Consider the following 21975-nt stretch of genomic DNA (forward strand, 5'->3'; position numbering starts at 1 on the left):
TCCCGGTCGCGGGCCCGAACCCGTCATCATGGAGGCGGCAGAAGACGGGAAAGGGATCGCGATGGCGATGATGAACACGCCCGCCGGGACCATCCGGTACTGGGCCGCCGCCCGCGCCGCGGCCGGTACCTCGGAGGAGCCGTACACCGCGTGGACGCTGGCGGAGGCGCTCGACACGGCCCGGGAGCGGCACACGGCACGGCCGGAGTTCGCACGGGTCCTGCTGCGCTGTGCGTTTCTGGTCGATGGAACCCCGGTCGGCACCCGCGACCACAAGACGATCCAACTCGCCGAGGGCGGCACGGTCGAGGTGCTCCCGCCGTTCGCAGGAGGGTGAACCCCGAGCTCATGAGCAACCAGCCGCATCAACCCCACGAGCCTCATCAGCCTCATCAGCAGCAGGGACAGCAGCAGCCGTATCCCCCGTACGGGGCGTACGAGGCTCCTTACGGTGGATACGACCAGAGCGGGCATCCTTACGGCGGCCACGGCGGTCCGGGCCATGGCGGTCCCGGCGACCCTGGCGGTCCGGGCGGTCCCGGCGGCAACGGACATGGCGCCCAGCAGCCGGCCGACTGGCCGGGGTACGAGGGGTATCCGCAGCAGCAGGGGTACGCCCAGGGTCAGCCGCAGCAGTACCAGCACCCGCAGCAGCACCAATACCAGCAGCAGCCGTACGCGGACCCTTATGCCACCGCCCAGCAGGGCCAGCAGGGTCACCACGGGCAGCAGCCGCACCCGGGGCACCAGGGCCAGCAGGCACACCAGGGCCACCAGGGCCACCAGGGGCAGTACGCCCAGGGCTGGGACCAGCAGCAGCACCCGTACCAGCCCGCCGACCCGTCCCAGGCGCCGCGCCGGCCCCAGACCGTGGCACAGGCCCAGACGCAGGCCCACCCACAGGCACAGGCTCACGCCCAGACGCAGGCCAATCCACAGGTACCGGCCCACCCACAGGCACAGGCCCACGCGCAGGCTCACGCCCACGCACAGGCCCACGCCCAGGCCGAGACACAGGCCATGCCCGCCGCCGCGACCGCGACCGCCGAGCCGCCCGCCGCGCAGCCCGACCGGCCGCTCACCGCCGCCGAGAAGGCCCGTGCCGAGGGCCGTCCGCAGATCCTCCACCCGGGGTTCGTCCCCGCCGCCCTGACCTCCGCGCTCGCCGCCCTGCTCGCGGCCACCGCGCCGCTGGGCCGCCCGGCGGTCGCCGTCGTGGTGGCGGTGCTGCAAGCGGTCACAGCGGCCGGCTGGTTCCGGCTGAACGGCATGTGGCCCGCCCGGCAGGGCATCGCGCTCGCCTTCGCGGGCGGTCTGGCCGCCGATGTCGGTCTGCTCGCCACCGAGCCCGGGCACGCGCCGATGGTCGTCATCGGCACCATCGGCGTCTGGCTGCTGCTGGTGCTGGTCCTCCAGCTGCGCAGCCACGCCTCCCCGGACGAGCGGCTGTACGGCCTCACGGCCGCCGTGGCGTCCACGGCCCTCGCGGTGCTCGCGGGCGGCTATCTGGCCGCCGTCGCCGAGTCCTCGGACGCCGTCGTGGTGGGGGCGGCCGCCGTCGCCGTGGGCCTGCTGGTCCGGGCGCTGCCGCTGCCGACCGCGGCCGCCGTCGTAGTCGCTCTGGCGGCTGCCACGGGCGGCGGGGTCGGGGCCGGACAGCTCACCGGAACGGGCACCTCCACCGCCGCCCTGCTCGGGTTCGCGGCCGGGGCGTGCGCGCTGATCGGGCACCGGGTCGCCAGCTACGACTACCCCTCGCGCTTCGTCCATATGACGGCCGGTGTGGCACTGCCGCTGGCGGCCGCCGCCCCCGTGGTCTATGTGATCGGTCGCGCTATGGGCTGACTGCCCGGCTCCCGCTCATTTGCTCCGGATAGGCTCGCAGACCTCAGGCGAGCGCCTGAGCGAGAGCCTGGGGGACCCACGCACATGCGCGCACTACGGATCACACTGATCGTCGTCGTGATACTCGGCGGCCTCTTCGTGGCCGCCGACCGCATCGCGGTGTACATCGCGGAGTCGAAGGCCGCCGACAAGATCAAGAGTTCGCAGGGCCTCACCACCACGCCCAATGTCTCGATCAAGGGCTTCCCGTTCCTCACCCAGGTCGCGGGGAAGGAGCTGGACGAGGTCGACGTCGGCGTGGACGACCTGACGACGGACACGGTCGACGGCCGCAGCGTCCGCGTCACCGAGCTCGACGCCCAGCTGCACGACGTCCGCATCTCGGGCAACTTCTCGTCCGCCAGCGCCGACCGCGCCACCGGTTCGGCCCACATCGGCTACGCGGACCTCTCACAGGCCGCCGGTCCCGGGGTGACGGTCGCCTACGACCCGTCCGGGACCAACAAGGTCAAGATCACCGGCAGTCTGCTGGGCCTCAGCCTCACCGCCCACTCCCAGGTCACCATCGTGAACGGCGACACCATCCGGCTGCACGCCGACTCCATCCCGGGCGGCGGCATCCCCCAGTGGGAGGACAAGGTGCGCGAGAAGGCCGATATCGAGCGGAAGATCGACGGCCTGCCCACCGGGATGCGGCTGGAGAAGGTACAGACCACCAAGGACGGCATAGACGTCTCGGTCACGGGTAACAACGTCCAACTGGCGGGCTGACGCGATCACGACCAGGGGCACTCACCCACACCCCTGGTCCAATCACTGAGACGATCTCGTCCGCGTATATGGACGCCCGTGGCCGCCGCATACCCCCACACCCCCGCGCACCGGCCGTTCACGCTTCCCCCATCTCACCTGCCGGACGATGGCGTCTCACGATTCGACATACCGGTGACATGCCTGCTGTCCGTCCCTACGATCGGACGCATGAAGCGACAGGCGGATCTCACGAAGCGGCGGGCAGTCGACCTGTGCCGCGTCGCCGCCATGCTCTGTCGCGCCATCTGAATGGGACCGTGGTCCGTTCACGCACGCCTAGGACCGGCCCCCTCTCGGCCCGTCAGCCGGGCCTTCCCGCACCTTCGCTCCTACGCTCGCCGCACGCCCCCCGCGCGGCGTCGCGTCGCGAGCGCGCCCGTACCGCCGCAACTGCCCCGGAGGAGAGAGACATGAGCCGCAGTGACGTCCTGGTGGACGCCGAGTGGGTCCAGGCCCGTATCGACGACCCCAAGACGGTCATCGTCGAGGTGGACGAGGACACCTCGGCCTACGACAAGAACCACATCAAGAACGCCATCCGGATCGACTGGAAGCAGGACCTCCAGGACCCGGTGCGCCGTGACTTCGTCGACCAGGCCGGCTTCGAGAAGCTCCTGTCGGAGAAGGGCATCGCCAACGACGACACGGTCGTCCTCTACGGCGGCAACAACAACTGGTTCGCGTCCTACGCGTACTGGTACTTCAAGCTCTACGGCCACCAGGACGTCAAGCTGCTCGACGGCGGCCGCAAGAAGTGGGAGCTCGACTCCCGCGACCTGGTCGCCGAGGTCCCGACCCGTGCGCAGACCGAGTACAAGGCCAAGCCGCAGGACGCCTCCATCCGCGCCTTCCGCGACGAGGTCGTGGAGGCCATCGGCGCGCTGAACCTCGTCGACGTGCGCTCCCCCGACGAGTTCTCCGGCAAGCTGCTCGCCCCGGCCCACCTCCCCCAGGAGCAGTCGCAGCGTCCGGGCCACGTCCCGAGCGCCCGCAACATCCCCTGGTCGAAGTCGGCCAACGACGACGGCACCTTCAAGTCCGACGACGAGCTCAAGGAGATCTACGAGGGCGCGGGCGTGGACCTGTCGAAGGACACCATCGCCTACTGCCGCATCGGTGAGCGCTCCGCTCACACCTGGTTCGTCCTGCACGAGCTCCTCGGCCAGCCCAACGTCAAGAACTACGACGGCTCCTGGACCGAGTACGGCTCGCTGGTCGGCGTGCCGGTCGAGCTCGGCGCCGACAGCTGACCCTCTCCCCCGAACGTAAGGACAGACACCCATGTGTGGAGCCAAGGCCGGCGGCCCCGACGCCTCGACGATCAAGCCCGGTGAGACCACCATCCAGGGTTCGGTGACCCGCGACGGCGAGCCCGTCGCCGGGTACGTGCGGCTGCTGGACAGCACCGGTGAGTTCACCGCCGAGGTCCCCACCTCCGCGACCGGACAGTTCCGCTTCTACGCCGCGGAGGGCACCTGGACGCTGCGTGCCCTGGTTCCCGGCGCCACCGCTGACCGCACGGTCGTCGCCCAGAAGGGCGGGCTGGCGGAGGTCGCCATCGCCGTCTGACGGCCACGGCGCGCCGTGACACACGGTCCGAGGGCCGCACCGCGGGGTTGGACGCCTCGGCGGGGTGCGGCCCTCGGTCCGTCCCGGCCGCGCCGGCCGTTCTCGTCGGCCGGCCATGGGCTGTCGGCACGGGGGTTCGTCCGCGTCCGCCTTCGCCTATCGGCGTGGCGGTCCCGGACGTACCCTTGAGATATGTACGCGCGACGCCGCCACGCATACTTTTTCCTGATGGGCGCGTGTCTGACGCTCTTCATCTCGGCGTGGGCCTTTGTGCGCCTGTGGTCCGTACCCGCCGCGGTCGCGATGTGCATCGTCGCCATGGTGATCCCGCCTCTGGCGGCCATCGTCGCCAATCGCCGGGGTCCTGACGACCGATGGTGGGACGAATCGGGGGACGAGGAGTCCGACCGGTGGTGGCGGGAGCTCGACGAGCACAACCACCGGCATTGACCACGAGCACACAGCCACAGCGACCCCGCTGACCGGGGCCCGGCCGGGGGGCGTTCGGGGAGCGCCCTAGTACACGAGCGCCTGGACGCCGTCCGGCATGATCTCGCTCACGAAGACCTGAGCGCCCGCGATCCGGGCACCCTCGATCAGATCCTTCTCCTCGATCTCCCGGCGCGCCGCGCATTGAGTGCACACCGTGATCGATCCGCCGCCCGTAAGGATGCCGTCGATCAGATCCGGAAGCGGCGCCGCATGCGGCAGTTCGAACTCCGCCGCCCGACCGGGCAGCGCAAACCACGTCGACTCCCCGGTGAGCCAGAGCGAGACCTCCACCCCGCTCGCCGCGGCCACCGCCGCCACCGTGAACGCCTGGGAGCACCGCTCGGGAGCGTCCGCGCCCGCCGTTACCTTGATCACGAGCTTCTTCGCCATGCGTCAACCTTAGGCTCGGCGCCCTGGGAGCGGCGCCGCACGGCCACCTGTCTCCACCGGCCGTCCCGGCGCCGACTAGACTCGGTGCCGTCCGTCATCTGTTCCTAGGAGCGCGCTCGTGCTTGAGGCAGTCTTCACCACCCTGATGATCCTGGTCGCCGTGGCCACGCTCGGCTTCGCCGCGCTGACCTGGAAGAAGCTGTACCAGGGCCAGCGCTGAACCGCTCCTCACCCCACCGCCACGGCTCGTCCCTCGACAGATCGCCTGAATTCATGATCCAGATTCCGTCCGACCTCCACCCGGACCTCGTGCCGCTCGCCTTCCTCCTGGGCAACTGGGAAGGGGCCGGCGTATCGGACTTCCCCGGGGCCGAGAAGTGCAACTTCGGGCAGGAGGCCACCTTCACGCACGACGGCCGGGACTTCATCGAGTACGTCTCGCACACCTGGGTGCTGGACTCCGAGGGCAAGAAGGTCCGCCCCCTGGAGAGCGAGTCCGGCTACTGGCGGATCGACAAGGACCGCAAGGTCGAGGTCGTGATGAGCCGTGACCAGGGCATCATCGAGGTCTGGTACGGCGAGCTCGCGGAGGGCAAGCCGCAGATCGACCTGGCGACGGACGCGGTGGCGCGCACCGCGCACGCGGCCCCGTACTCGGGCGGCAAGCGGCTGTACGGCTACGTCAAAAGCGATCTGATGTGGGTCGGCGAGAAGGCCACTCCCGAGGTCGAGCTGCGCCCGTACATGTCCGCGCATCTGAAGAAGGTCGTGGACCCGCGGGAGTGGGCCAAGGACCTCAAGGACCTGCCGGACGACGGGATCGCCTTCTTCCGCTGAGCCCTTCGGCGTTTCCGGCCTCTTCGGCGTTTCGAGCGTCCGCCGGGTCCGGCTCTTCCGGGCTCTTCCAGCTTTCCGCCGGGCCGGGCTCTTCCGTGCCGCGTCCGGTTCTGTCCTCCGCGTCCGGCCGGTGGGCGCGGGCGCGCCTACACTTGCACCGTGGCGACCACCGACTGGAAGAGCGATCTGCGGGAGCGCGGCTACCGACTGACCCCGCAGCGCCAGCTCGTGCTCGAAGCCGTCGATCGTCTGGAGCACGCCACTCCGGACGCCATCCTCACCGAGGTGCGCCGCACCGCGAGCGGCGTCAACATCTCCACGGTCTACCGCACATTGGAGCTGCTGGAGGAGCTGGGCCTGGTCAGCCATGCCCATCTCGGCCACGGCGCCCCCACGTACCACCTGGCCGACCGGCACCACCACATCCACATGGTGTGCCGGGACTGCACCGATGTGATCGAGGCCGATGTCTCCGTGGCCGACGCCTTCACCCGGCAGCTGCGGGCGGACTTCGGCTTCGACACCGATCTGAAGCACTTCGCGATCTTCGGCCGGTGTGCCGCGTGCTCCGCCGGGCGGCGCGGTGGGGACGACGCCGAAAACGGCGCCGATGAGGGCCGAGCCCGCAGGTCGTAGGCTGAGTTCATGAAGAGCCCCTTGCTGTCGCTGCCCGGCGCCGTCCCCGGCGAGGGCCCCGATGAAGGCGTTGCCGCCCACTACGGCGACCTGTTCCGCGAGCAGCGCGCGCTCGCCGACGGCACCGGCTTCGTGGACCTCTCGCACCGCGGAGTGGTCACGGTCAGCGGTGCCGACCGGCTCAGCTGGCTGCATCTGCTGCTCACCCAGCACGTCAGCGACCTTCCGCCGGGCCAGGCCACCGAAGCCCTGATCCTCTCCGCCCACGGCCACATCGAACACGCGCTCTATCTCGTCGACGACGGCGAAACCACCTGGGCCCATGTGGAGCCCGACAGCCAAGGCGATCTGATCGCCTACCTGGAGAGCATGAAGTTCTTCTACCGGGTCGACATCGCGGACCGCACCGAGGACTACGCGATCGTCCATCTCCCGGCGGGCAGCATCACCGAGGCCCCCGAGGACGCGGTCGTCCGCGAAACCCCGCACGGCCGGGACCTCTTCCTGCCGCGTGAGCGCCTTACCGCCTTCGCCGAGGCGAGCGGCCCGCCGATCGGGGCGCTGGCGTACGAGGCGCTGCGGGTCGAGGCCCACCGGCCACGGGTCGGCCTGGAGACCGACCACCGCACCATTCCGCATGAGCTGGGGTGGATCGGCTCCGCCGTCCACCTCCACAAGGGCTGCTACCGCGGTCAGGAGACCGTCGCCCGGGTGCAGAACCTGGGGAAGCCACCGCGTCGGCTGGTCTTCCTCCACCTCGACGGCAGCGAGGTGAAGCTGCCGTCCCACGGCGCGCCCATACGACTGGCCGCGGAGGGCGAGGAGGGGCGCCAACTGGGGTTCATCACCTCCTCGGCCCGCCACCACGAGCTGGGGCCGATCGCGCTCGCGCTGGTCAAGCGCAATGTGCCGGTGGACGCGGAGCTGATCGCGGACTCCACGGCCGCCGCACAGGAGACGGTCGTGGAGCCATGAGCCGGTTGCGGATTCGCTGGACCAGCGCGAGCGCGATCGGCCCCGCGGAGCTGTCCGACCTCGGTGAGCCGCCAGACCCCTGGACCTCGGCGAGCCGCTAGACCTCGATGAGCACCGTGAACGGGCCGTCGTTCGTGAGCGAGACCTTCATCTCCGCTCCGAACCGGCCCGTTTCCACTTGCGCGCCCAGCTTCCGCAGCTGGGCCACCACCTCGTCGACAAGCGGTTCGGCGACCGGGCCTGGCGCCGCCGCGTTCCAGGTGGGGCGGCGCCCCTTACGGGCGTCGCCATAGAGCGTGAACTGGCTGATGACCAGCAGCGGAGCGGCCAGGTCCGAGCAGGACTTCTCGTCCTGGAGGATCCTTACGGACCACAACTTGCGGGCGAGCTGGGCCGCCTTCTCCGGGGTGTCGTCATGTGTCACCCCGACCAGCACACACAGCCCTTGGCCGACGATCTCGCCGACCGTCTCGCCGTCCACGACGACGCTCGCCCCGTTCACTCTCTGTACCACAGCACGCATGGCGACCATCATGCCGTGCGTCCATCCGGGGCCGATCGGGTGGAGAGCCGCTGCACAGGGAGCATCACTGGTGGCACGATGCGTGCAGGCGGTGCAGGCGGGCAGGAAATGCGGGAATGACGCATCGCTGGAGGGGACGGACACCAATGAACACATCGGGCACCGGTCAGCCCATGGCCACCGAGAGCCTGCTGCCGCCACGGCCGCCGAGCCAGCGCGGCGGACGGCTGGCCGACTCCGCCGCCGTACCGGCGGCGGCCATCACCGCCACATCCGCCGCCGCGAGCGGTCTGCACGCCCTGCGGCTGCCGGAGCTGCGGGAGCTGCGCCGCGCGGCACAGCGCGAGGAGGCGGATCTGAGCTATCTGCGCAGGCTGCTCCAGGGCCGGATCGACATCCTCCGCGCCGAGCTTGGCCATCGCCGTGACCCGGCGCCCGCGGCGGCCGCGGCGGAGCCGCCCGCCGCGCTGGTGGACCGGCTGCCGGAGATCCTCGCGGACCTGCCCTCACGGCACCGCTCCTCGGCCCGCCATGTCACGCTCGGGACGCCGCACGGCGAGGAGTACGAGCGGCTGGCCGAGGAGATGCTGGCCGAGGTGGGCCTCTCCGATCTGCGGGCCCGTACGGACGAGGAGCTGCACGGCGCGATGGCCCGCCTCGTCGGCCATGAGCAGCAGGTGTCGCGGCGGCGGCAGGAGCTCCAGCGGACGGCGGACGGTTGCAGTGCGGAGATCGCCCGCCGGTACCGCGAGGGAGAGGCGCAGGTGGACGACCTGCTGGCGTAGGGGCGGGGGTGCTCCGGCAGCTGTCGGCGGGGCGCTCGGGCAGCGGTCCGCGAGGGGCTCGGGTAACTGTCGGCGGGGCGCTCGGGCAGCCGTCGGCGGGGCGCTCGCCGGGCCATCCACAGGGTGCGGTGTGATAAAAGGACCTGTTCCGAAGGCTGGGGAAATCGGCGTGCGGCAGGTTGCGGCGGACGCTTAGCGTGTGCGCATGGCCCTCGAACTTCGCACCTCACTCGCCGACTCCGATCTGACCAGCTGGATTGTCGCGTTCAACACCGGCTTTCTGCGTCCACCGGAGGCGCCGAAGGAGGAGGTGGAGCTGCGCCGGGAGCAGATGGATCTGTCCCGTACCCAGGGGGTCTTCGACGGAGACCGCTGCGTCGCCACCTTCCGCAGCTTCGCCCAGCGGCTGACGGCGGTCGGCGGGGCCGATGTCCCCGCCGACGCGGTCAGCAATGTCGCGGTGTCGCCCACCCACCGCCGCCGTGGCCTGCTCAGCCGGATGATGGAGCACGATCTGCGCGCCGCGAAGGAGCGGGGCGAGGCGGTGGCCACCCTGATCGCCGCCGAGTACCCGATCTATGGGCGGTATGGCTTCGGCCCGGCCACCTGGATCAGCGAATGGCAGGTGGACGTCCCCCGGGCCGGTCTCGACCCACGCCACTCGGCTCCGGTGGCCGGCGGCCGGGTCGACTTCGCCGATGGCGAGGAGGTGCGGAAGCTGGGCCCCGCACTGCATGAGCGGCTGCGCGCCTGGCAGCACGGAGTCATCGACCGCCCGGACCTCTGGTGGCGGACCAACACCGGTCAGCGGCAGTTCCCCAGCCGTCCCTGGACCGAGCCGTTCTATGTTCTCTACCGCTCCCCCGACGGCTCGGTGGACGGTCTGCTCGCCTACACGGCCGATGATCGCTGGGAGGGCAACAAGCGGCCGCACAACGCCGCCACCGTGCTCGAGCTGCTGGCGGTCACCCCGGCCGCCGAGCGGGCGCTGTGGCACTTCCTGCTCTCGGTCGACTGGGTGACCCGGGTGAACACTGGCCGGCGCGCCCCGGACGATCTGCTTCCGCTGCTGCTCGGCGATCCTCGCGCGGCCCAGGTCACCATGTATGCCGACTGGCTGTGGCTGCGCCCGCTGGATGTGCCCCGGCTGCTGGAGACCCGTACATACCCGGTCGAGGGCTCGCTGGTGCTCGAGTTGCGCGACGGCGCCGGGCTGGCCGGGGGCCGCTATTTCCTGGAGGCGGGCCCCGACGGCGCGGCGTGTGCCACCACGGGCCGCGCGGCCGATCTGACCATGGACATCGGCGAGTTGGGCACGCTGTGGCTGGGCGACGAGTCGGCGGTCCGGCTCACCTCGCTCGGCCGGATAGCCGAGGAGCGCCCGGGCGCCGCGGCACTGGCGGACCGGCTGCTGCGGACCCCGCGCCGCCCCTGGTGCCCCGACGGCTTCTGAGCCGCCCGGGGGCAGGGCCCCGCGACCGGCCCCTGCCCGGCCGACACCTGCCCGGTCCGCGCTGGGCGCTGGGCGGCCGACACTGGGGGATCAGCGCTGAGCGGCCGGTGCTCACGCTGGGCGGCCGGTGCTCAGCAGCAGGACTTGAGCAACCGGCGCGCGCCCGCGCCCTGTTCGCCGAGCCGGTCGTACGGGTTGGCCAGCGCGCATTTGTCGATCGACAGACAGCCGCAGCCAATGCAGTCGGTGAGGTGGTCGCGGAGGTTCTCAAGCTGTTCGATGCGCTCGTTGAGATCCGTGCGCCAGCACTCCGAGATCCGGGCCCAGTCCTCCTTGGTGAGGACGTGGTCCTCGGGGAAGAGCGCGAGCACCTCCCGGATCCTCCCCAGCGGGATGCCGACGCGCTGCGAGGAGCGGACGAAGGCGACGCGGCGGAGCGTATCGCGGGTGTAGCGACGCTGGTTGCCGGTGGTGCGGCGGCTGTGGATCAGCCCCTCGCGCTCATAGAAGCGCAGTGCGGAGGCGGGGACCCCGCTGCGCTGCGAAAGCTCGCCGACCGTGAGCTCATGGGTCTTCCAGGTCAGTTGCGTCATATGCCGAGAGTAGCTTGACTTCAACCTTTGTTTAAGTCCGAGGCTCGTCCCATGACTACTGACACCGCTGTATCCACGGCAACGGCCGAACCCCGCACCGGCACCGGCACCGGCACCCGCGCCGACTCCATCGACTCCCCGATCCGGCTCGCCGTCATCGTCGGCAGCACCCGTGACGGGCGCTTCGGGCCGAAGGTCGCGGACTGGTTCGCCGGTCATGCGACGCTCCGCCCGGATATCACCGTCGATGTCGTCGACCTGGCCGAGACCCCGCTGCCCACGGCCCTCACCCATCGGCCGGGCCCGGAGGAGCGCACGGCCCTGGAGGCCGTGACACCCCGGCTGGACGCGGCCGACGCGTTCGCCGTGGTCACACCCGAGTACAACCACAGCTACCCCGCCTCCCTGAAGAACGCGATCGACTGGCACTACACCCAGTGGCAGGCCAAACCGGTCGGCTTCGTCTCCTACGGCGGCATCTCCGGGGGCCTGCGCGCGGTGGAGCATCTGCGGCCGGTCTTCGCCGAGGTCCACGCCGTGACCGTCCGGGACACGGTCAGCTTCCACAACGCGGGCGGGCTCTTCGAATCGGACGGCCGGCTGAAGGACCCCGAGGGTCCGGACACCGCCGCCGGGGTGATGCTCGACCAGCTCACCTGGTGGGCGCGGGCCCTGCGCACGGCCCGCACCACCCACCCGTACGGCGCCTGACCCACCCGTACGTACGGCGCCTGACCCAGCCGTACGACAGCCGGCCAGCCCCATACGGCAGCCGACCCGCCCCGTACGCCAGTTGGACCCTCCCGGCGGCGCCGGTCCCCGTCGAACGGCGCCGCCGGGAAGGTGGCTCAGGCGGTGCGGCGGCGGAAGAGCGCGCCTGACAGCCCGGCGGCCACCACCAGGATCCCGCCGCACCAGACCAGCGCCTGCCAGGCGCTGTCGCCGACCGGCCGGTCCAGCAGCAGCCCCCGCAGGGCCTCGATGACCGGGGTTACCGGCTGGTGCTCCGCGAACCCGTGCAGCCAGCCCGGCATGGTGTCGATCGGCACGAACGCGCTGCTGGGGTACGGCAGGAACATCATCAGGAAGGTGCATCCGCCCGCCGCCTCCGGTGACCTGGCGATCAGGCCGGAGCAGGCAGACAGCCACGAGATCGCAAGGATGAACATCAGCAGGATGCCGGCCACGGCCAGCCAGTCGAGCGGACCGGCGACCGGCCGGAAGCCGATGAGGAAGGCCACCCCGAAGACGATCGTGGTCGCGACCGTGTTGCGCAGCACGCTCGCGGCCACATGGCCCGCCAGGATCGCGGTACCGCCGATGTCCAGCGACCGGAAGCGGTCGATGATGCCGCCCGTCATGTCATGGGTGACGGTGACCGCCGTATTGGCCGAGCCGAAGCCCGCACACAGCAGCATCACACCCGGGACGACATAGGTGACGTACTCGGTGCCGGTGTGGATGGCACCGCCGAAGAAGGAGACGAAGACCAGCATCAGCATGATCGGCAGCAGCATGGCGGTGAGCACCGCGTCCAGATTGCGCCTGGTCAGCCGGATCGTACGGCCCGTCAGAACGATCGCGTCAGACACCGGCCGCCTCCTTCTCACCCGTGGCGCCACGGCTCTCGCCCTCGGCGCCACGCCTTTCACCCTCGGCACCGCTCTCGCCCTCGGCGGCGTGGCCGGTCAGGGCCATGAAGACATCGTCGAGCGTGGCGCCGCGCACGCTGAAGCGGTCCACGGCGCGGCGCTCGGGGTCGATCTCATCGAGCAGGGCCCGTACGTGGGCGGCGCTGCCGTCCGTCGCGACGCCCAGCGTCAGCCGGTCGGCGTCGCTCCATACGAGTCGTACGCCCAGCCGGAGCGCGACCCTCTCGTACCCGGCGATATCGCCGAACACCAGGTCCAACCGCTGCCCGGCCACGCGCTCCTTGAGCTCGGCCGAGGTGCCCTCGGCCACCACCCGGCCGCCGTCCACCACGGCGATGCGATCGGCGAGTTGGTCGGCCTCCTCCAGGTACTGGGTGGTGAGGAAGACCGTCACTCCGTCCGTCACCAGCCCCTTGACCACCTCCCACATGGCCTGTCGGCTGCGCGGGTCGAGACCGGTGGTCGGCTCGTCCAGGAAGATCACCTCGGGATGGCCGACCAGGCCCGCTGCGAGGTCGAGCCGACGGCGCATCCCGCCGGAGTAGGTGCCCACGGTGGGGCGGGCGGCGCCGGTGAGGTCGAAGCGCTCCAGCAGTTCGCGGGCGCGGCCGCGGGCCTCGGCGCGGCCGAGCCGGGTCAGCCGCCCCATCATCCGCAGGTTCTCCTCACCGGTTTGCATCTCGTCAACGGCGGCGTACTGCCCGGTGAGGCTGATGACGCGGCGGACGCGGCGGCGGTCGGTGATGACGTCGAAGCCCGCGACGCGGGCCCGCCCGGCGTCCGGCGGTGTCAGCGTGGACAGGATCCGCACAGTCGTGGTCTTGCCCGCCCCATTGGGGCCGAGCAGTGCGAAGACGCTGCCGGGCGCGACCGACAGATCGACGCCCCTGAGCACCTTCACCGCCCCGTAGGACTTCTCGAGGCCGCTCGCCTCGACAGCTGGTCGATGGGTCATGATTCCCCCGCTCCTCCTTCTGCGTATGACATACGCGCTACTGCGTAGGTCTCTAGGATGGCGGTCAATCGAGCGAACATGAGCAACATCCACGTACGGAGGTCCCGAGGCCATGGCCAGCGAAGAGAGCGGCACCGGCCTGCCGGCGAGCATCGAGACCGCCTGGGGACTCCGGGAACGCCCGAGCAAGGGACCACGCCCGGGGCTGACCCTGGCCCGGATCGTCGACGCCGCCGTCGGCATCGCCTCGACGGACGGCCTCGGCGCGGTCTCCATGAGCAGGGTCGCGACCGAGCTCGGCGCCTCCACCATGTCGCTGTACCGCTATGTCTCGGCCAAGGACGAGCTGCTGACGCTGATGGAGGACGCGGCCTACGGCCCACCGCCGCCCGGCGACCCGGCGAAGGACGAGGACTGGCGGGCCGGGTTCGCCGCCTGGGCCTGGGCGCTGCGCACCGCCCTCGCCCGTCATCCGTGGGTGGTGAGCGTCCCGATCGACACCCCGCCGTCGATGCCCAACTCGGTGGCCTGGATGGAGCGCGGACTCTCCTGTCTCCGCCATACGAACCTCGGCGAGGGCGAGAAGATCTCCGTGCTGATGCTGGTCAGCGGCTTTGTCCGCAACGAGGTTCGGATGACCTTCGACATCCTGGCGGTCAACCGGCGCACCGGGGACAGCATCGAGACCTCTCTGGCGTCCTGGGCCAGGCTGCTGGGGAAGGTGACCGACGCCGAGCGCTTCCCGGCGGTGACGGCGGCGCTGCGGGCGGGGGAACTGGAGACCCCGGGCGGCCCCGATGACGAGTTCGTCTTCGGGCTGGAGCGGATTCTCGACGGTGTGGAAGCGCTGATCAGCGCCCGGAGCTGACCACCCGGCCCCCGGATCCCCTCAACGCGGGATCCGTCCTTTCACACTGGCTGGCCACACTGGCCGCTCACACTCGCCGACCACACTGGCGGGCCCTGGCTCGCTGGCCACAGCTGGCCACAGCTGGCCAGATTCTTCCACGTCATGGCCATCCGGCCACTCGTCGGCCCGGAGGCCGTTTCCGAGCATGGTGGGCATGAATGTGCTGTGGATATTCGCCCACCCCGAACAGCGCTCCCTCGGCGGGGCGTTGCGCGACGAGGGTCTGCGCGCCCTGCGAGAGGCGGGCCACGACCACCGGCTGTCCGACCTCTACGCGATGCGCTGGAACCCCGTGGTGGACGGCGCCGACTTCCGCCATGACGAGGGCGAACGCCTCATCGTCGGGGCCGCCTCGCACCGCGCCTATGACGCGGGGACGCTGAGCGAGGACATCCGTGCCGAACAGGAGAAGATCGCCTGGGCGGACGCGCTGATCGTGCAGTTCCCGCTCTGGTGGTACGGAATGCCCGCCATCCTCAAGGGCTGGTTCGACCGCGTCTTCGTCAAGGGCCTCGCCTACGGGGTCAGGGGACCGGATGGACGCACCCTGCGCTACGGGGACGGCAAGCTGGCCGGTAAGCGCGCCATGGTGGTCCTGACCGCGGGGGCGCCCGAGGCCACCATGGGGCCGCGCGGTGTCAACGGCGAGATCGACGACCTGCTGTTCCCCCTCCAGCACGGCACCTTCTGGTACAGCGGTATGTCCGTCCTGCCGCCGTATGTGGTGTACGGCGCGGACCGGGTCCCGGCCGAGGCGTACGAGGCCCATGCCGCGGCGCTGCGGAAGCGGCTGGCCGCCCTGCCGACCGAGGAGCCGATCCCCTTCCGCCGCCAGAACGGCGGGGACTATGACGAGCGCCTGGTGCTCCGGCCCGGCCTTCTGCCGGGCCGGACCGGGCTCTCCGTGCACTACGCCCACCCCCATGACGAGGCCACCCAGGAGGCCCTGACCGACACCCCCGCCGCCCAGGAGGCCCCGGCCACCCCGGCCGACACCCCGGCCGCCCAGGACTCGCCAGCCGCCCGGGAGGCCCCGGCCACCCCCGCCGCGCGGGGCGCCTAAGCGGGCGGCCACAGCTCCAGCCGCCAGTCGTTGCACCGCATCATCGTCCCCAGCGGATACTCGACCTCGCACTCGCCGACCAGAGTGAACCCGGCCTTGCGGCACACCCCGTTCGACGCCGGGTGGCCGACGGACGGATACGCGTGCAGATACCGGTGGGTCCGCTGCGCCGCGGCCGCCCGGGCCACCTCACCCGCGGCCGCGGCCGCGATCCCCCGCCCCTGGAACGGCGGCAGCACGGCCCAGCCGGTCTCGTACACCGACGCACCCCGCCACTCCCGCTCCCAGTACCCGATGCTGCCGACCGTCTCCTCCTCCGGCACCAGCACGACCCGGTACATCCGCCCGGCGCCCGGCCCGGTCAGCTCGGCATACCGCCGATGGCGGACCAGGATCTGCTCCTCGCTCTCCGGTCCGCCCAGGTGGGCCGTCATCTCCGCGCTGTTGACACGCCGCAGCAGCTCGAGGCAGAACGCGCTGTCCTCCCACGGCTCGAGCCGCATCCGCACCCCGCTCGCCGCACCGGACATCCGCCGCCTCCCGCCGTCGGCGCACCCTGCGCCCGCCTTCCGTTCATTCGACCACGGGGGTACGACAACGGCCCCGCACCCGGGTCACGGCCCGGCCCGGCGTCAGTCCGCCACCGGCTCCAGCAGCGCCATGTCGTCCTCGTCCAGGGCGATCCGCGCCGCCGCCATGTTCTCCTCGAGGTGGGCGAGCGAGCTGGTGCCGGGGATCTGGATGATCGCGGGAGAGCGGGCGAGCCCCCAGGCGAGGGCGATCTGATGCGCGGTCGCGCCGTGCCGCTCCGCGACCGTCCGCAGGTTCTCGCCCTCCAGGGAGGTATGGCCGCCGCCCAGCGCGAAGAACGGCATATAGGCGATCCCGGCCCCGGCGCACTCGTCCACCAGCGGCCCATCGGCCTGATCGAGCACCCCGAACCGGTTCTGCACCGCCGCGACGGGCGCGATCGCGCGGGCCTCGGCCAGCTGGTCGGCGCTCACATTGCTCACCCCGAGCCGTCGCACCAGCCCTTCCTCGCGCAGTGCGGCCAGCGCCGCGAACCGCTCCCCGATCGACACCCCGCCCACCGCCTTGAGCCGCCCCACCCGCAGATACACCAGGTCGAGCGCGTCGACGCCCAGCTGCCGCAGGTTCTCCTCGACCAACCCCCGCAGCTGCTCAGGCCGTGCCTCCGCGTACATCTCCCCGGTCGCGGTGCGCAGTGGCCCGATCTTGGTGGCGATGGTGACGCCCTCGGGGTACGGGCGCAGGGCCTCGCGCAGGATGTCGTTGGCCCGCGCGGTGGCGGAGAAGTAGAAGGCGGCGGTGTCGATATGACGGGCGCCCAGCTCCACGGCCCGCCGCGCGACCGCCACGGCCGTCGCCCGCTCGACGACGGGACCGGCCCACCGCCCCGGCAGCTGCATCGCGCCGAAGCCCAGCCGATCGGCCGGTGACGAGAGTTGAGCGAGCAACGAGGAGGACCCGGAGGACAAGGGCGACGAACCTGATGAGGGCGATGAGGGTGATGAGGATGAGAAAGATGAGGTCATGGGGCAGCATGCGCACCTTTTCGCCCCCACCACAAGATCAGCCCGAAGAGCGCTCCAGCAGCAGCGCCCGCTCCCGGGCGTTACGGGTCAGGGCCGCCGCGCGGGCGAACTCCACCCGGGCCTCCTCATACCGCCCCAGCCGCTCCAGCAGATCCCCGCGGACGCTCGGCAGCAGGTGGTACTCCTTGAGCGTCGGTTCCTCCGCGAGCGCCTCGACCAGTTTCAGACCCGCCGCGGGCCCTTCCGCCATCGCGACGGCGACCGCCCGGTTGAGCTCCACCACCGGGGACGGGGCCAGCGCCATCAGCCGGCCGTAGAGGGCGGCGATGGCCGTCCAGTCGGTGTCCTCGTAGCGGATCGCGCGTGCGTGGCAGGCGGCGATGGCGGCCTGGAGGGAGTACGGGCCGTGGCCCGCCCGCTGGAGGGCGTCGACGCCCCGGCGGATGAGCAGCCCGCTCCACCTGGTGCGGTTCTGGTCGGCGAGCAGCACCGGCTCACCGTCCGGGCCGGTGCGCGCCGCGATACGCGAGGACTGGAACTCCAGCAGCGCGGCCAGCCCATGGACCTCGGGCTCCTGGGGCAGCAGCCCCGCCAGCACCCGCGCCAGGCGCAGCGCGTCCTCGCACAGGGCCGGGCGCACCAGATCGTCGCCCGTGGTCGCGGAGTAGCCCTCGTTGAAGATGAGGTAGATGACCTCCAGGACCGAGGAGAGCCGGGCCGTCCGGTCGTCGCCGTAGGGCATTTCGAAGGGGACCTCGGCCTTGGCGAGCGTCCGTTTGGCCCGGACGATGCGCTGGGCGACGGTGGGCTCCGGGACCAGGAACGCCCGCGCGATCTCCTCCGTCGTCAGCCCGCCCAGCAGCCGCAGGGTGAGCGCGACCCGGGCCCGGGTCGACAGCACGGGATGGCAGGCGGTGAAGATCAGCCGCAGCAGATCGTCGTCGATGTCCTCCGCCGTCCCGGCGAGATCCGCCGGATCGGGCGGTGAGACGTCCTCCAGGTCCCGCCCGACCTCCGCCAGCTTGCGGGCGTAGGTCTCCTTACGGCGTACGAGATCGATCGCACGGTGCTTGGCGGTGGCCATGAGCCAGGCGCCCGGATTGTCCGGTACACCCGACTCCGGCCACCGCTCCAGCGCGGTGACCAGGGCATCCTGCGCGAGCTCCTCGGCCAGGCCGACATCCCGCACGATGCGGGCGACGCCCGCGATGATCCGCGCGGACTCGATCCTGAAGACCGTTTCGACCGTTGCGGCGGCTGCGGCCGCCTCAGCCGTTTCAGCTGTTTCAGTCGCTTTGAGTCTTTGAGGTGGTTTCGCCGGATCGGCCGGGCTTGCTGCCGTCACGGCCACTATCAGAGCAGCCGTATGGAGACGGAGCAAGCACTATCGGCTCAGCCCTCCTCGATCTCGCGGACCTCGATGGTCATCGTCCAGCACTCCTCATGGGTCCGCAGGAACCGCTTGGTCCACTCCACGGCCTCGGCCTTGTCCTTGGCCTGGAGGATGGCATAGCCCCCGATGACCTCCTTGCTCTCGGTGAAGGGGCCGTCGGTGCAGGTGATCTTCCCACCGGACCAGGTGACCCGGGTGCCCGCGGAGGTCGGGGTGAGCCCGGCCGTCTCCAGCATGACCCCGGACTTGGTCGCCTCCTCGATCAGCGCGCCCATCCGCTCCATGAGCTCGGGGCTGGGGCCCTCGGCGGGGGCGTTCTGCTCATCGATGCGGATCATCGTCAGATAGCGCGGCATGGTGACTCCTCACGCGAAACGGGATACGGGACGGAGGCCGGGCGCTTTCCCGCCTCTCACCCCTGCGTCGAACGGCCACCGCCCGGATCGACAGACCCCCGCGAAATTTTTTCCACCGGCCGCGACCGGCCGCGCCGACCGGCCCCGACATGACACGCGCCACTATTGCAAGCAAATGCTTGCAATAGTTAGCACCCCTGTTGCAGCATCGAGGTATGGCATCACTCAACGTCGGCAACCTCGGCGAGTTCCTGCGCGAGCAGCGGCGCAGCGCGCAGCTGTCGCTGCGGCAGCTGGCCGACGCGGCCGGGGTGTCCAATCCGTACCTCAGCCAGATCGAGCGCGGGCTGCGCAAGCCGAGCGCCGAGATCCTGCAACAGCTGGCGAAGGCGCTGCGGATATCCGCCGAGACCCTGTACGTACAGGCGGGGATCCTCGACGAGCGGGACCGCGAAGAGACCGAGGTGCGCAGTGTGATACTCGCCGACCCCTCGATCAACGAGCGGCAGAAGCAGGTACTGCTCCAGATCTATGAGTCCTTCCGCAAGGAGAACGGGCTCCAGACCGCCTCGGACGACGCCCCCGAACCCTCCGACGCCGGCGCCGACGTCGCCACACCCTCGAACTGATCCGGGAGGACCATCACCATGGCCATCACCGACGACGTACGCAAGACCCTCACCGACCCGACCCCGCTCTACTTCGTGGCGGGCACGGCCGACCTCGCCGCGCAGAAGCTCAAGGAGGTGCCGTCCTTCGTCGAGAAGATCGTCGCCGAGGCCCCGGAGCGGATCAACGCGGTGCGCAACACCGACCCCAAGGCCGTGCAGGAGCGGGTCTCCCAGCAGGCCAAGGGCGCCCAGGACAAGCTCAGCGAGATGCTGGGCACGATCGACACCGACATCAAGCGGCTGCGCGACACGGCGCAGGACCTCGCCATGCAAGGCGTGGGCCGGGCCGCCGAGCTCGCCGTGAAGGCGCGGGAGCGGTACGACGAGGTGGCCGAGCACGGCCAGGAGGTCGTGCGGACCTGGCGCGGTGAGGCGGCCGACGAGGTCGTCGACATCGCCGACGCGATCGAGCCCAAGCAGGAGCGGGACGGCCACGCGGCGGCCCGGTCGAAGGCGCCGTCGCAGTCGGTCCACATGGACTCGTCCAAGGAGTCGCCGAAGTCCCCGGCCAAGCCGGCCACCCCGGCCGCGTCGAGCGGCTCCGGCCCCTCCGCCGCGCACACCTCGGCGCCCTCCTCGTCCGCCCAGGCCAAGAAGGCCCCGGCGCGTGGCAACAAGCCCGCCACCGCCGCCAAGAAGCCCGAGCCGAAGTCGGCCGGCTGAGGAGCGCACATCCACGATCGGGCCGGGTACGCCGGGCACACCCCTGCGTGCCCGGCCCGGTGGGCGGGTACGGTGGCCGCAGAAACGCTACCCATACATATCTTCTAGGCGGTGGACGGCGTGCTGGTTGAAGGCTTCGGCAAGCTGATGTACTGGGTCTCCTGGGCCCTGCTCCTCTTCAGCCTCTTCGCCTTCGTCGACTCGGCGATCCGCCGGGAGGACGCGTATCGAGCGGCGGACAAGCAGAGCAAGGCGTTCTGGCTGATCATCCTCGGCCTCGCCGCCGCAGTGAACTTCTTCATGGGAATCCTGGACTTCCTGCCGATCATCGGGCTCATCGCGACGATCGTGTACATCGTCGACGTCCGGCCCGCGCTGCGGCAGGTCTCCGGCGGCGGCCGCCGCTGGCCGCGCGGCCGCGGCTCCAGCTCAGACGGCCCCTACGGACCCTTCAACGGCCGATAGCGGGTCGGCAAAACGGCCGAGAAACGGTCGTTGTCAGCGAATAGACCGGCCGCGGCCGGTCAGTCGCGGTCCAGCAACAGCACCGCCAGATCGTCGGTGAGCTCCCCGCCGTTCAGCGTCCGCACCTCGGTGACGGTCGCGTCCAGCAGTTCCTCGCCGCGCCGCCCCTCCGCGACCTGACGCGCGACGATCTCGACCATGCCCTCCTGGCCGAGCCGCTGCACCCCTGATCCGACGCGGCCCTCGATCAGCCCATCGGTGTACATCATCAGGCTCCAGGCCCCGCCGAGCTCGACCTCGCGGCGCGGCCAGCGGGCGTTCGGCAGCAGGCCGAGCGCCGGGCCGTTCTCGTCGGTGGGCAGCAGCCGGGGCGCCATGCTCGGGCGGATCGCCAGCGGTGAGGGATGCCCGGCCAGACAGACCCCGGCCCGGCGGCCGTCCGGCGCGATGTCGACGGTGCACAGTGTGGCGAAGATCTCATCGTCGGCGCGTTCGTTCTCCAGCACCTGCTGAAGGGTGCCGAGCAGCTGATCGCCGCAGAGCCCGGCGAAGGTCAGGGCGCGCCAGGCGATCCGCAGCTCCACCCCGAGGGCGGCCTCGTCCGGGCCGTGGCCGCAGACGTCGCCGATCATCGCGTGGACCGTGCCGTCCGGGGTGCGGACGGTGTCGTAGAAGTCGCCACCGAGCAGGGCGCGGCTGCGGCCGGGCCGGTAGCGGGCGGCGAAGTGCAGCCCCGAGCCGTCCAGCAGCGGAGTGGGCAGCAGTCCGCGCTCCAGCCGGGCGTTCTCCTGGGCGCGCAGCCGTGACTCGGTGAGCTGGCGCTGGGCGAGGTCGGAGCGTTTGCGCTCGACGGCGTAGCGGATGGCGCGGCTGAGGACCCGGCCGTCCAGCTCGCCGCGGAAGAGGAAGTCCTGGGCGCCGACCCGTACCGCCTCGGCGGCGCGCTCGGCGTCGTCCTCCGCGGTCAGGACGAGCACGGCGTGCGAGGGCGCCAGCTTCAGCACCTTGCGCAGCGTGGCCAGCGAGTCCGGACCGTCCTCGGACGGGCCCGGCAGGGCCAGGAGGATGCACTGCACCCCGTCGGTCAGCAGCCGGCTGGCCTCGGTGAGGTTGCGAGCCGTACGGATACGGACTCGGTTACCCTCGGTATCAAGCATCTCGGGAACGTTGAAGGCACCGGACGGATCGTCCTCGATCACCAGCAGGGTGAGCCCGTTCTCGGACAGGGTGGCGGGACCGGCTGACGGGGCCGGTGCCTCCCGTTGCCTCGGCACGGGTACGGACATCGCTCGATTCCTTCCCTCCCCCCGAGGGCGCGCCCCACCGACCGGCGGAGCGCTGTGGGAATCCGGTACGCACACACACCGACTGGTCGGTTTC

Annotated in this window: 27 protein-coding genes; 17 read left to right on the top strand and 10 right to left on the bottom strand. The window is 71.0% G+C overall.

Going from position 1 to position 21975, the window contains the following annotated elements; all coding sequences use genetic code 11:
• The first annotated feature begins 61 nt into the window (after window positions 1-61).
• From NQU54_RS30275 to NQU54_RS30300, 6 genes are all read left to right on the top strand, one after another.
• Entirely contained in the window at window positions 62-337 is a 276-nt protein-coding gene (locus tag NQU54_RS30275; protein ID WP_069873578.1) for a MoaD/ThiS family protein, read from the top strand.
• An 11-nt stretch (window positions 338-348) separates the two neighbouring features.
• On the top strand, window positions 349-1845 hold the full coding sequence (locus NQU54_RS30280) for a hypothetical protein (protein ID WP_257633828.1): 1497 nt from the start codon (window positions 349-351) through the stop codon (window positions 1843-1845).
• A gap of 84 nt (window positions 1846-1929) precedes the next feature.
• Window positions 1930-2616, top strand: coding sequence for an LmeA family phospholipid-binding protein (locus NQU54_RS30285; protein ID WP_257633829.1), 687 nt, complete (start codon window positions 1930-1932; stop codon window positions 2614-2616).
• Window positions 2617-3068: 452 nt separating this feature from the next.
• Window positions 3069-3908, top strand: coding sequence for a sulfurtransferase (locus NQU54_RS30290; RefSeq protein ID WP_257633830.1), 840 nt, complete (start codon window positions 3069-3071; stop codon window positions 3906-3908).
• Window positions 3909-3939: 31 nt separating this feature from the next.
• On the top strand, window positions 3940-4227 hold the full coding sequence (locus NQU54_RS30295) for a DUF1416 domain-containing protein (RefSeq protein ID WP_069873584.1): 288 nt from the start codon (window positions 3940-3942) through the stop codon (window positions 4225-4227).
• Between the two features lie 192 nt (window positions 4228-4419).
• Window positions 4420-4677 (top strand): DUF3099 domain-containing protein, encoded by a 258-nt coding sequence (locus tag NQU54_RS30300; protein WP_014053929.1) that lies wholly within the window; start codon window positions 4420-4422, stop codon window positions 4675-4677.
• Between the two features lie 66 nt (window positions 4678-4743).
• Here the strand turns inward: NQU54_RS30300 and NQU54_RS30305 are convergent, their stop codons facing one another.
• Window positions 4744-5109 carry a DsrE family protein gene (locus tag NQU54_RS30305; protein WP_257633831.1) on the bottom strand — a complete coding sequence of 122 codons (366 nt, stop codon included), beginning with the start codon at window positions 5107-5109 and terminating at the stop codon, window positions 4744-4746.
• Window positions 5110-5382: 273 nt separating this feature from the next.
• Between NQU54_RS30305 and NQU54_RS30310 the strand changes: the two genes are divergently transcribed.
• The 3 genes from NQU54_RS30310 to ygfZ all read left to right on the top strand — a co-directional run bounded on the left by NQU54_RS30310 (window position 5383) and on the right by ygfZ (window position 7557).
• A complete protein-coding gene (locus NQU54_RS30310; RefSeq protein ID WP_069873588.1) occupies window positions 5383-5946 on the top strand; it encodes a heme-binding beta-barrel domain-containing protein in 564 nt (187 codons plus the stop codon).
• A 159-nt stretch (window positions 5947-6105) separates the two neighbouring features.
• A complete protein-coding gene (locus NQU54_RS30315) occupies window positions 6106-6582 on the top strand; it encodes a Fur family transcriptional regulator (protein ID WP_069873590.1) in 477 nt (158 codons plus the stop codon).
• 9 nt (window positions 6583-6591) lie between these two features.
• Window positions 6592-7557: a CAF17-like 4Fe-4S cluster assembly/insertion protein YgfZ gene (ygfZ, locus tag NQU54_RS30320; RefSeq protein ID WP_257633832.1), complete on the top strand. Its 966-nt coding sequence runs from the start codon at window positions 6592-6594 to the stop codon at window positions 7555-7557.
• Window positions 7558-7654: 97 nt separating this feature from the next.
• Here ygfZ and dtd read toward each other — a convergent pair whose 3' ends face one another.
• A complete protein-coding gene (gene dtd / locus NQU54_RS30325) occupies window positions 7655-8080 on the bottom strand; it encodes a D-aminoacyl-tRNA deacylase (protein ID WP_069873666.1) in 426 nt (141 codons plus the stop codon).
• Between the two features lie 146 nt (window positions 8081-8226).
• Here dtd and NQU54_RS30330 point away from each other — a divergent pair, with 146 nt between their 5' ends.
• Window positions 8227-8865, top strand: a complete 639-nt coding sequence (locus tag NQU54_RS30330) for an RsiG family protein (protein WP_257633833.1) — start codon at window positions 8227-8229, stop codon at window positions 8863-8865.
• A gap of 205 nt (window positions 8866-9070) precedes the next feature.
• Window positions 9071-10318 (top strand): GNAT family N-acetyltransferase, encoded by a 1248-nt coding sequence (locus NQU54_RS30335; RefSeq protein ID WP_257633834.1) that lies wholly within the window; start codon window positions 9071-9073, stop codon window positions 10316-10318.
• 131 nt (window positions 10319-10449) lie between these two features.
• Here NQU54_RS30335 and soxR read toward each other — a convergent pair whose 3' ends face one another.
• A complete protein-coding gene (gene soxR, locus NQU54_RS30340) occupies window positions 10450-10911 on the bottom strand; it encodes a redox-sensitive transcriptional activator SoxR (RefSeq protein WP_069873598.1) in 462 nt (153 codons plus the stop codon).
• Window positions 10912-10962: 51 nt separating this feature from the next.
• Here soxR and NQU54_RS30345 point away from each other — a divergent pair, with 51 nt between their 5' ends.
• Window positions 10963-11622, top strand: coding sequence for an NADPH-dependent FMN reductase (locus tag NQU54_RS30345; protein ID WP_257633835.1), 660 nt, complete (start codon window positions 10963-10965; stop codon window positions 11620-11622).
• Between the two features lie 137 nt (window positions 11623-11759).
• Here NQU54_RS30345 and NQU54_RS30350 read toward each other — a convergent pair whose 3' ends face one another.
• Complete coding sequence (locus tag NQU54_RS30350; protein WP_257633836.1) at window positions 11760-12503, bottom strand: ABC transporter permease; 744 nt, start codon at window positions 12501-12503, stop codon at window positions 11760-11762.
• Entirely contained in the window at window positions 12496-13518 is a 1023-nt protein-coding gene (locus NQU54_RS30355; protein WP_257633837.1) for an ATP-binding cassette domain-containing protein, read from the bottom strand. The genes NQU54_RS30350 and NQU54_RS30355 overlap by 8 nt, the downstream gene beginning before the upstream one ends.
• A gap of 112 nt (window positions 13519-13630) precedes the next feature.
• On the opposite strand from NQU54_RS30355, the gene NQU54_RS30360 reads away from it, so the two are divergent.
• Together NQU54_RS30360 and NQU54_RS30365 are read left to right on the top strand one after the other, a co-directional pair.
• The gene (locus NQU54_RS30360; protein WP_257633838.1) at window positions 13631-14386 is read left to right on the top strand and encodes a TetR/AcrR family transcriptional regulator; all 756 of its coding nucleotides are present in this window, start codon (window positions 13631-13633) and stop codon (window positions 14384-14386) included.
• 196 nt (window positions 14387-14582) lie between these two features.
• Window positions 14583-15491, top strand: coding sequence for an NAD(P)H-dependent oxidoreductase (locus NQU54_RS30365; protein WP_306279201.1), 909 nt, complete (start codon window positions 14583-14585; stop codon window positions 15489-15491).
• Here NQU54_RS30365 and NQU54_RS30370 read toward each other — a convergent pair.
• The 4 genes from NQU54_RS30370 to NQU54_RS30385 form a co-directional block, all read right to left on the bottom strand.
• A complete protein-coding gene (locus NQU54_RS30370; protein WP_257633839.1) occupies window positions 15488-16021 on the bottom strand; it encodes a GNAT family N-acetyltransferase in 534 nt (177 codons plus the stop codon). The genes NQU54_RS30365 and NQU54_RS30370 overlap by 4 nt on opposite strands.
• 102 nt (window positions 16022-16123) lie before the next feature.
• Window positions 16124-17047 carry an aldo/keto reductase gene (locus tag NQU54_RS30375; RefSeq protein WP_372506082.1) on the bottom strand — a complete coding sequence of 308 codons (924 nt, stop codon included), beginning with the start codon at window positions 17045-17047 and terminating at the stop codon, window positions 16124-16126.
• A gap of 37 nt (window positions 17048-17084) precedes the next feature.
• Window positions 17085-18275, bottom strand: coding sequence for an RNA polymerase sigma factor (locus NQU54_RS30380; RefSeq protein ID WP_257633857.1), 1191 nt, complete (start codon window positions 18273-18275; stop codon window positions 17085-17087).
• Between the two features lie 164 nt (window positions 18276-18439).
• Window positions 18440-18796, bottom strand: coding sequence for a YciI family protein (locus NQU54_RS30385; protein WP_257633840.1), 357 nt, complete (start codon window positions 18794-18796; stop codon window positions 18440-18442).
• Between the two features lie 215 nt (window positions 18797-19011).
• Between NQU54_RS30385 and NQU54_RS30390 the strand changes: the two genes are divergently transcribed.
• From NQU54_RS30390 to NQU54_RS30400, 3 genes are all read left to right on the top strand, one after another.
• The gene (locus NQU54_RS30390) at window positions 19012-19425 is read left to right on the top strand and encodes a helix-turn-helix domain-containing protein (RefSeq protein ID WP_069873614.1); all 414 of its coding nucleotides are present in this window, start codon (window positions 19012-19014) and stop codon (window positions 19423-19425) included.
• Window positions 19426-19443: 18 nt separating this feature from the next.
• A complete protein-coding gene (locus NQU54_RS30395; protein ID WP_257633841.1) occupies window positions 19444-20130 on the top strand; it encodes a hypothetical protein in 687 nt (228 codons plus the stop codon).
• Window positions 20131-20277: 147 nt separating this feature from the next.
• Complete coding sequence (locus tag NQU54_RS30400; RefSeq protein ID WP_069873670.1) at window positions 20278-20595, top strand: DUF2516 family protein; 318 nt, start codon at window positions 20278-20280, stop codon at window positions 20593-20595.
• A gap of 59 nt (window positions 20596-20654) precedes the next feature.
• On the opposite strand, the gene NQU54_RS30405 is transcribed toward NQU54_RS30400, so the two are convergent.
• Window positions 20655-21881 (bottom strand): PP2C family protein-serine/threonine phosphatase, encoded by a 1227-nt coding sequence (locus tag NQU54_RS30405; protein ID WP_257633842.1) that lies wholly within the window; start codon window positions 21879-21881, stop codon window positions 20655-20657.
• Window positions 21882-21975 lie beyond the last annotated feature (94 nt).

It is taken from the genome of Streptomyces malaysiensis subsp. samsunensis, assembly GCF_024519315.1.
GTDB lineage: Bacteria > Actinomycetota > Actinomycetes > Streptomycetales > Streptomycetaceae > Streptomyces > Streptomyces malaysiensis.

What these genes read in the sequence shown, in the direction of transcription:
- NQU54_RS30395 (WP_257633841.1), top strand. Translation starts at nt 19,444, where the DNA reads ATGGCCATCACCGACGACGTACGCAAGACCCTCACCGACCCGACCCCG.
- dtd (WP_069873666.1), bottom strand. Translation starts at nt 8,080, where the DNA reads ATGCGTGCTGTGGTACAGAGAGTGAACGGGGCGAGCGTCGTCGTGGAC.
- NQU54_RS30295 (WP_069873584.1), top strand. Translation starts at nt 3,940, where the DNA reads ATGTGTGGAGCCAAGGCCGGCGGCCCCGACGCCTCGACGATCAAGCCC.
- NQU54_RS30275 (WP_069873578.1), top strand. Translation starts at nt 62, where the DNA reads ATGGCGATGATGAACACGCCCGCCGGGACCATCCGGTACTGGGCCGCC.
- NQU54_RS30345 (WP_257633835.1), top strand. Translation starts at nt 10,963, where the DNA reads ATGACTACTGACACCGCTGTATCCACGGCAACGGCCGAACCCCGCACC.
- NQU54_RS30335 (WP_257633834.1), top strand. Translation starts at nt 9,071, where the DNA reads ATGGCCCTCGAACTTCGCACCTCACTCGCCGACTCCGATCTGACCAGC.
- NQU54_RS30400 (WP_069873670.1), top strand. Translation starts at nt 20,278, where the DNA reads ATGTACTGGGTCTCCTGGGCCCTGCTCCTCTTCAGCCTCTTCGCCTTC.
- NQU54_RS30285 (WP_257633829.1), top strand. Translation starts at nt 1,930, where the DNA reads ATGCGCGCACTACGGATCACACTGATCGTCGTCGTGATACTCGGCGGC.
- NQU54_RS30290 (WP_257633830.1), top strand. Translation starts at nt 3,069, where the DNA reads ATGAGCCGCAGTGACGTCCTGGTGGACGCCGAGTGGGTCCAGGCCCGT.
- NQU54_RS30310 (WP_069873588.1), top strand. Translation starts at nt 5,383, where the DNA reads ATGATCCAGATTCCGTCCGACCTCCACCCGGACCTCGTGCCGCTCGCC.
- NQU54_RS30365 (WP_306279201.1), top strand. Translation starts at nt 14,583, where the DNA reads ATGAATGTGCTGTGGATATTCGCCCACCCCGAACAGCGCTCCCTCGGC.
- soxR (WP_069873598.1), bottom strand. Translation starts at nt 10,911, where the DNA reads ATGACGCAACTGACCTGGAAGACCCATGAGCTCACGGTCGGCGAGCTT.
- NQU54_RS30355 (WP_257633837.1), bottom strand. Translation starts at nt 13,518, where the DNA reads ATGACCCATCGACCAGCTGTCGAGGCGAGCGGCCTCGAGAAGTCCTAC.
- NQU54_RS30375 (WP_372506082.1), bottom strand. Translation starts at nt 17,047, where the DNA reads ATGACCTCATCTTTCTCATCCTCATCACCCTCATCGCCCTCATCAGGT.
- NQU54_RS30405 (WP_257633842.1), bottom strand. Translation starts at nt 21,881, where the DNA reads ATGTCCGTACCCGTGCCGAGGCAACGGGAGGCACCGGCCCCGTCAGCC.
- NQU54_RS30385 (WP_257633840.1), bottom strand. Translation starts at nt 18,796, where the DNA reads ATGCCGCGCTATCTGACGATGATCCGCATCGATGAGCAGAACGCCCCC.
- ygfZ (WP_257633832.1), top strand. Translation starts at nt 6,592, where the DNA reads ATGAAGAGCCCCTTGCTGTCGCTGCCCGGCGCCGTCCCCGGCGAGGGC.
- NQU54_RS30280 (WP_257633828.1), top strand. Translation starts at nt 349, where the DNA reads ATGAGCAACCAGCCGCATCAACCCCACGAGCCTCATCAGCCTCATCAG.
- NQU54_RS30305 (WP_257633831.1), bottom strand. Translation starts at nt 5,109, where the DNA reads ATGGCGAAGAAGCTCGTGATCAAGGTAACGGCGGGCGCGGACGCTCCC.
- NQU54_RS30370 (WP_257633839.1), bottom strand. Translation starts at nt 16,021, where the DNA reads ATGTCCGGTGCGGCGAGCGGGGTGCGGATGCGGCTCGAGCCGTGGGAG.
- NQU54_RS30390 (WP_069873614.1), top strand. Translation starts at nt 19,012, where the DNA reads ATGGCATCACTCAACGTCGGCAACCTCGGCGAGTTCCTGCGCGAGCAG.
- NQU54_RS30330 (WP_257633833.1), top strand. Translation starts at nt 8,227, where the DNA reads ATGAACACATCGGGCACCGGTCAGCCCATGGCCACCGAGAGCCTGCTG.
- NQU54_RS30300 (WP_014053929.1), top strand. Translation starts at nt 4,420, where the DNA reads ATGTACGCGCGACGCCGCCACGCATACTTTTTCCTGATGGGCGCGTGT.
- NQU54_RS30360 (WP_257633838.1), top strand. Translation starts at nt 13,631, where the DNA reads ATGGCCAGCGAAGAGAGCGGCACCGGCCTGCCGGCGAGCATCGAGACC.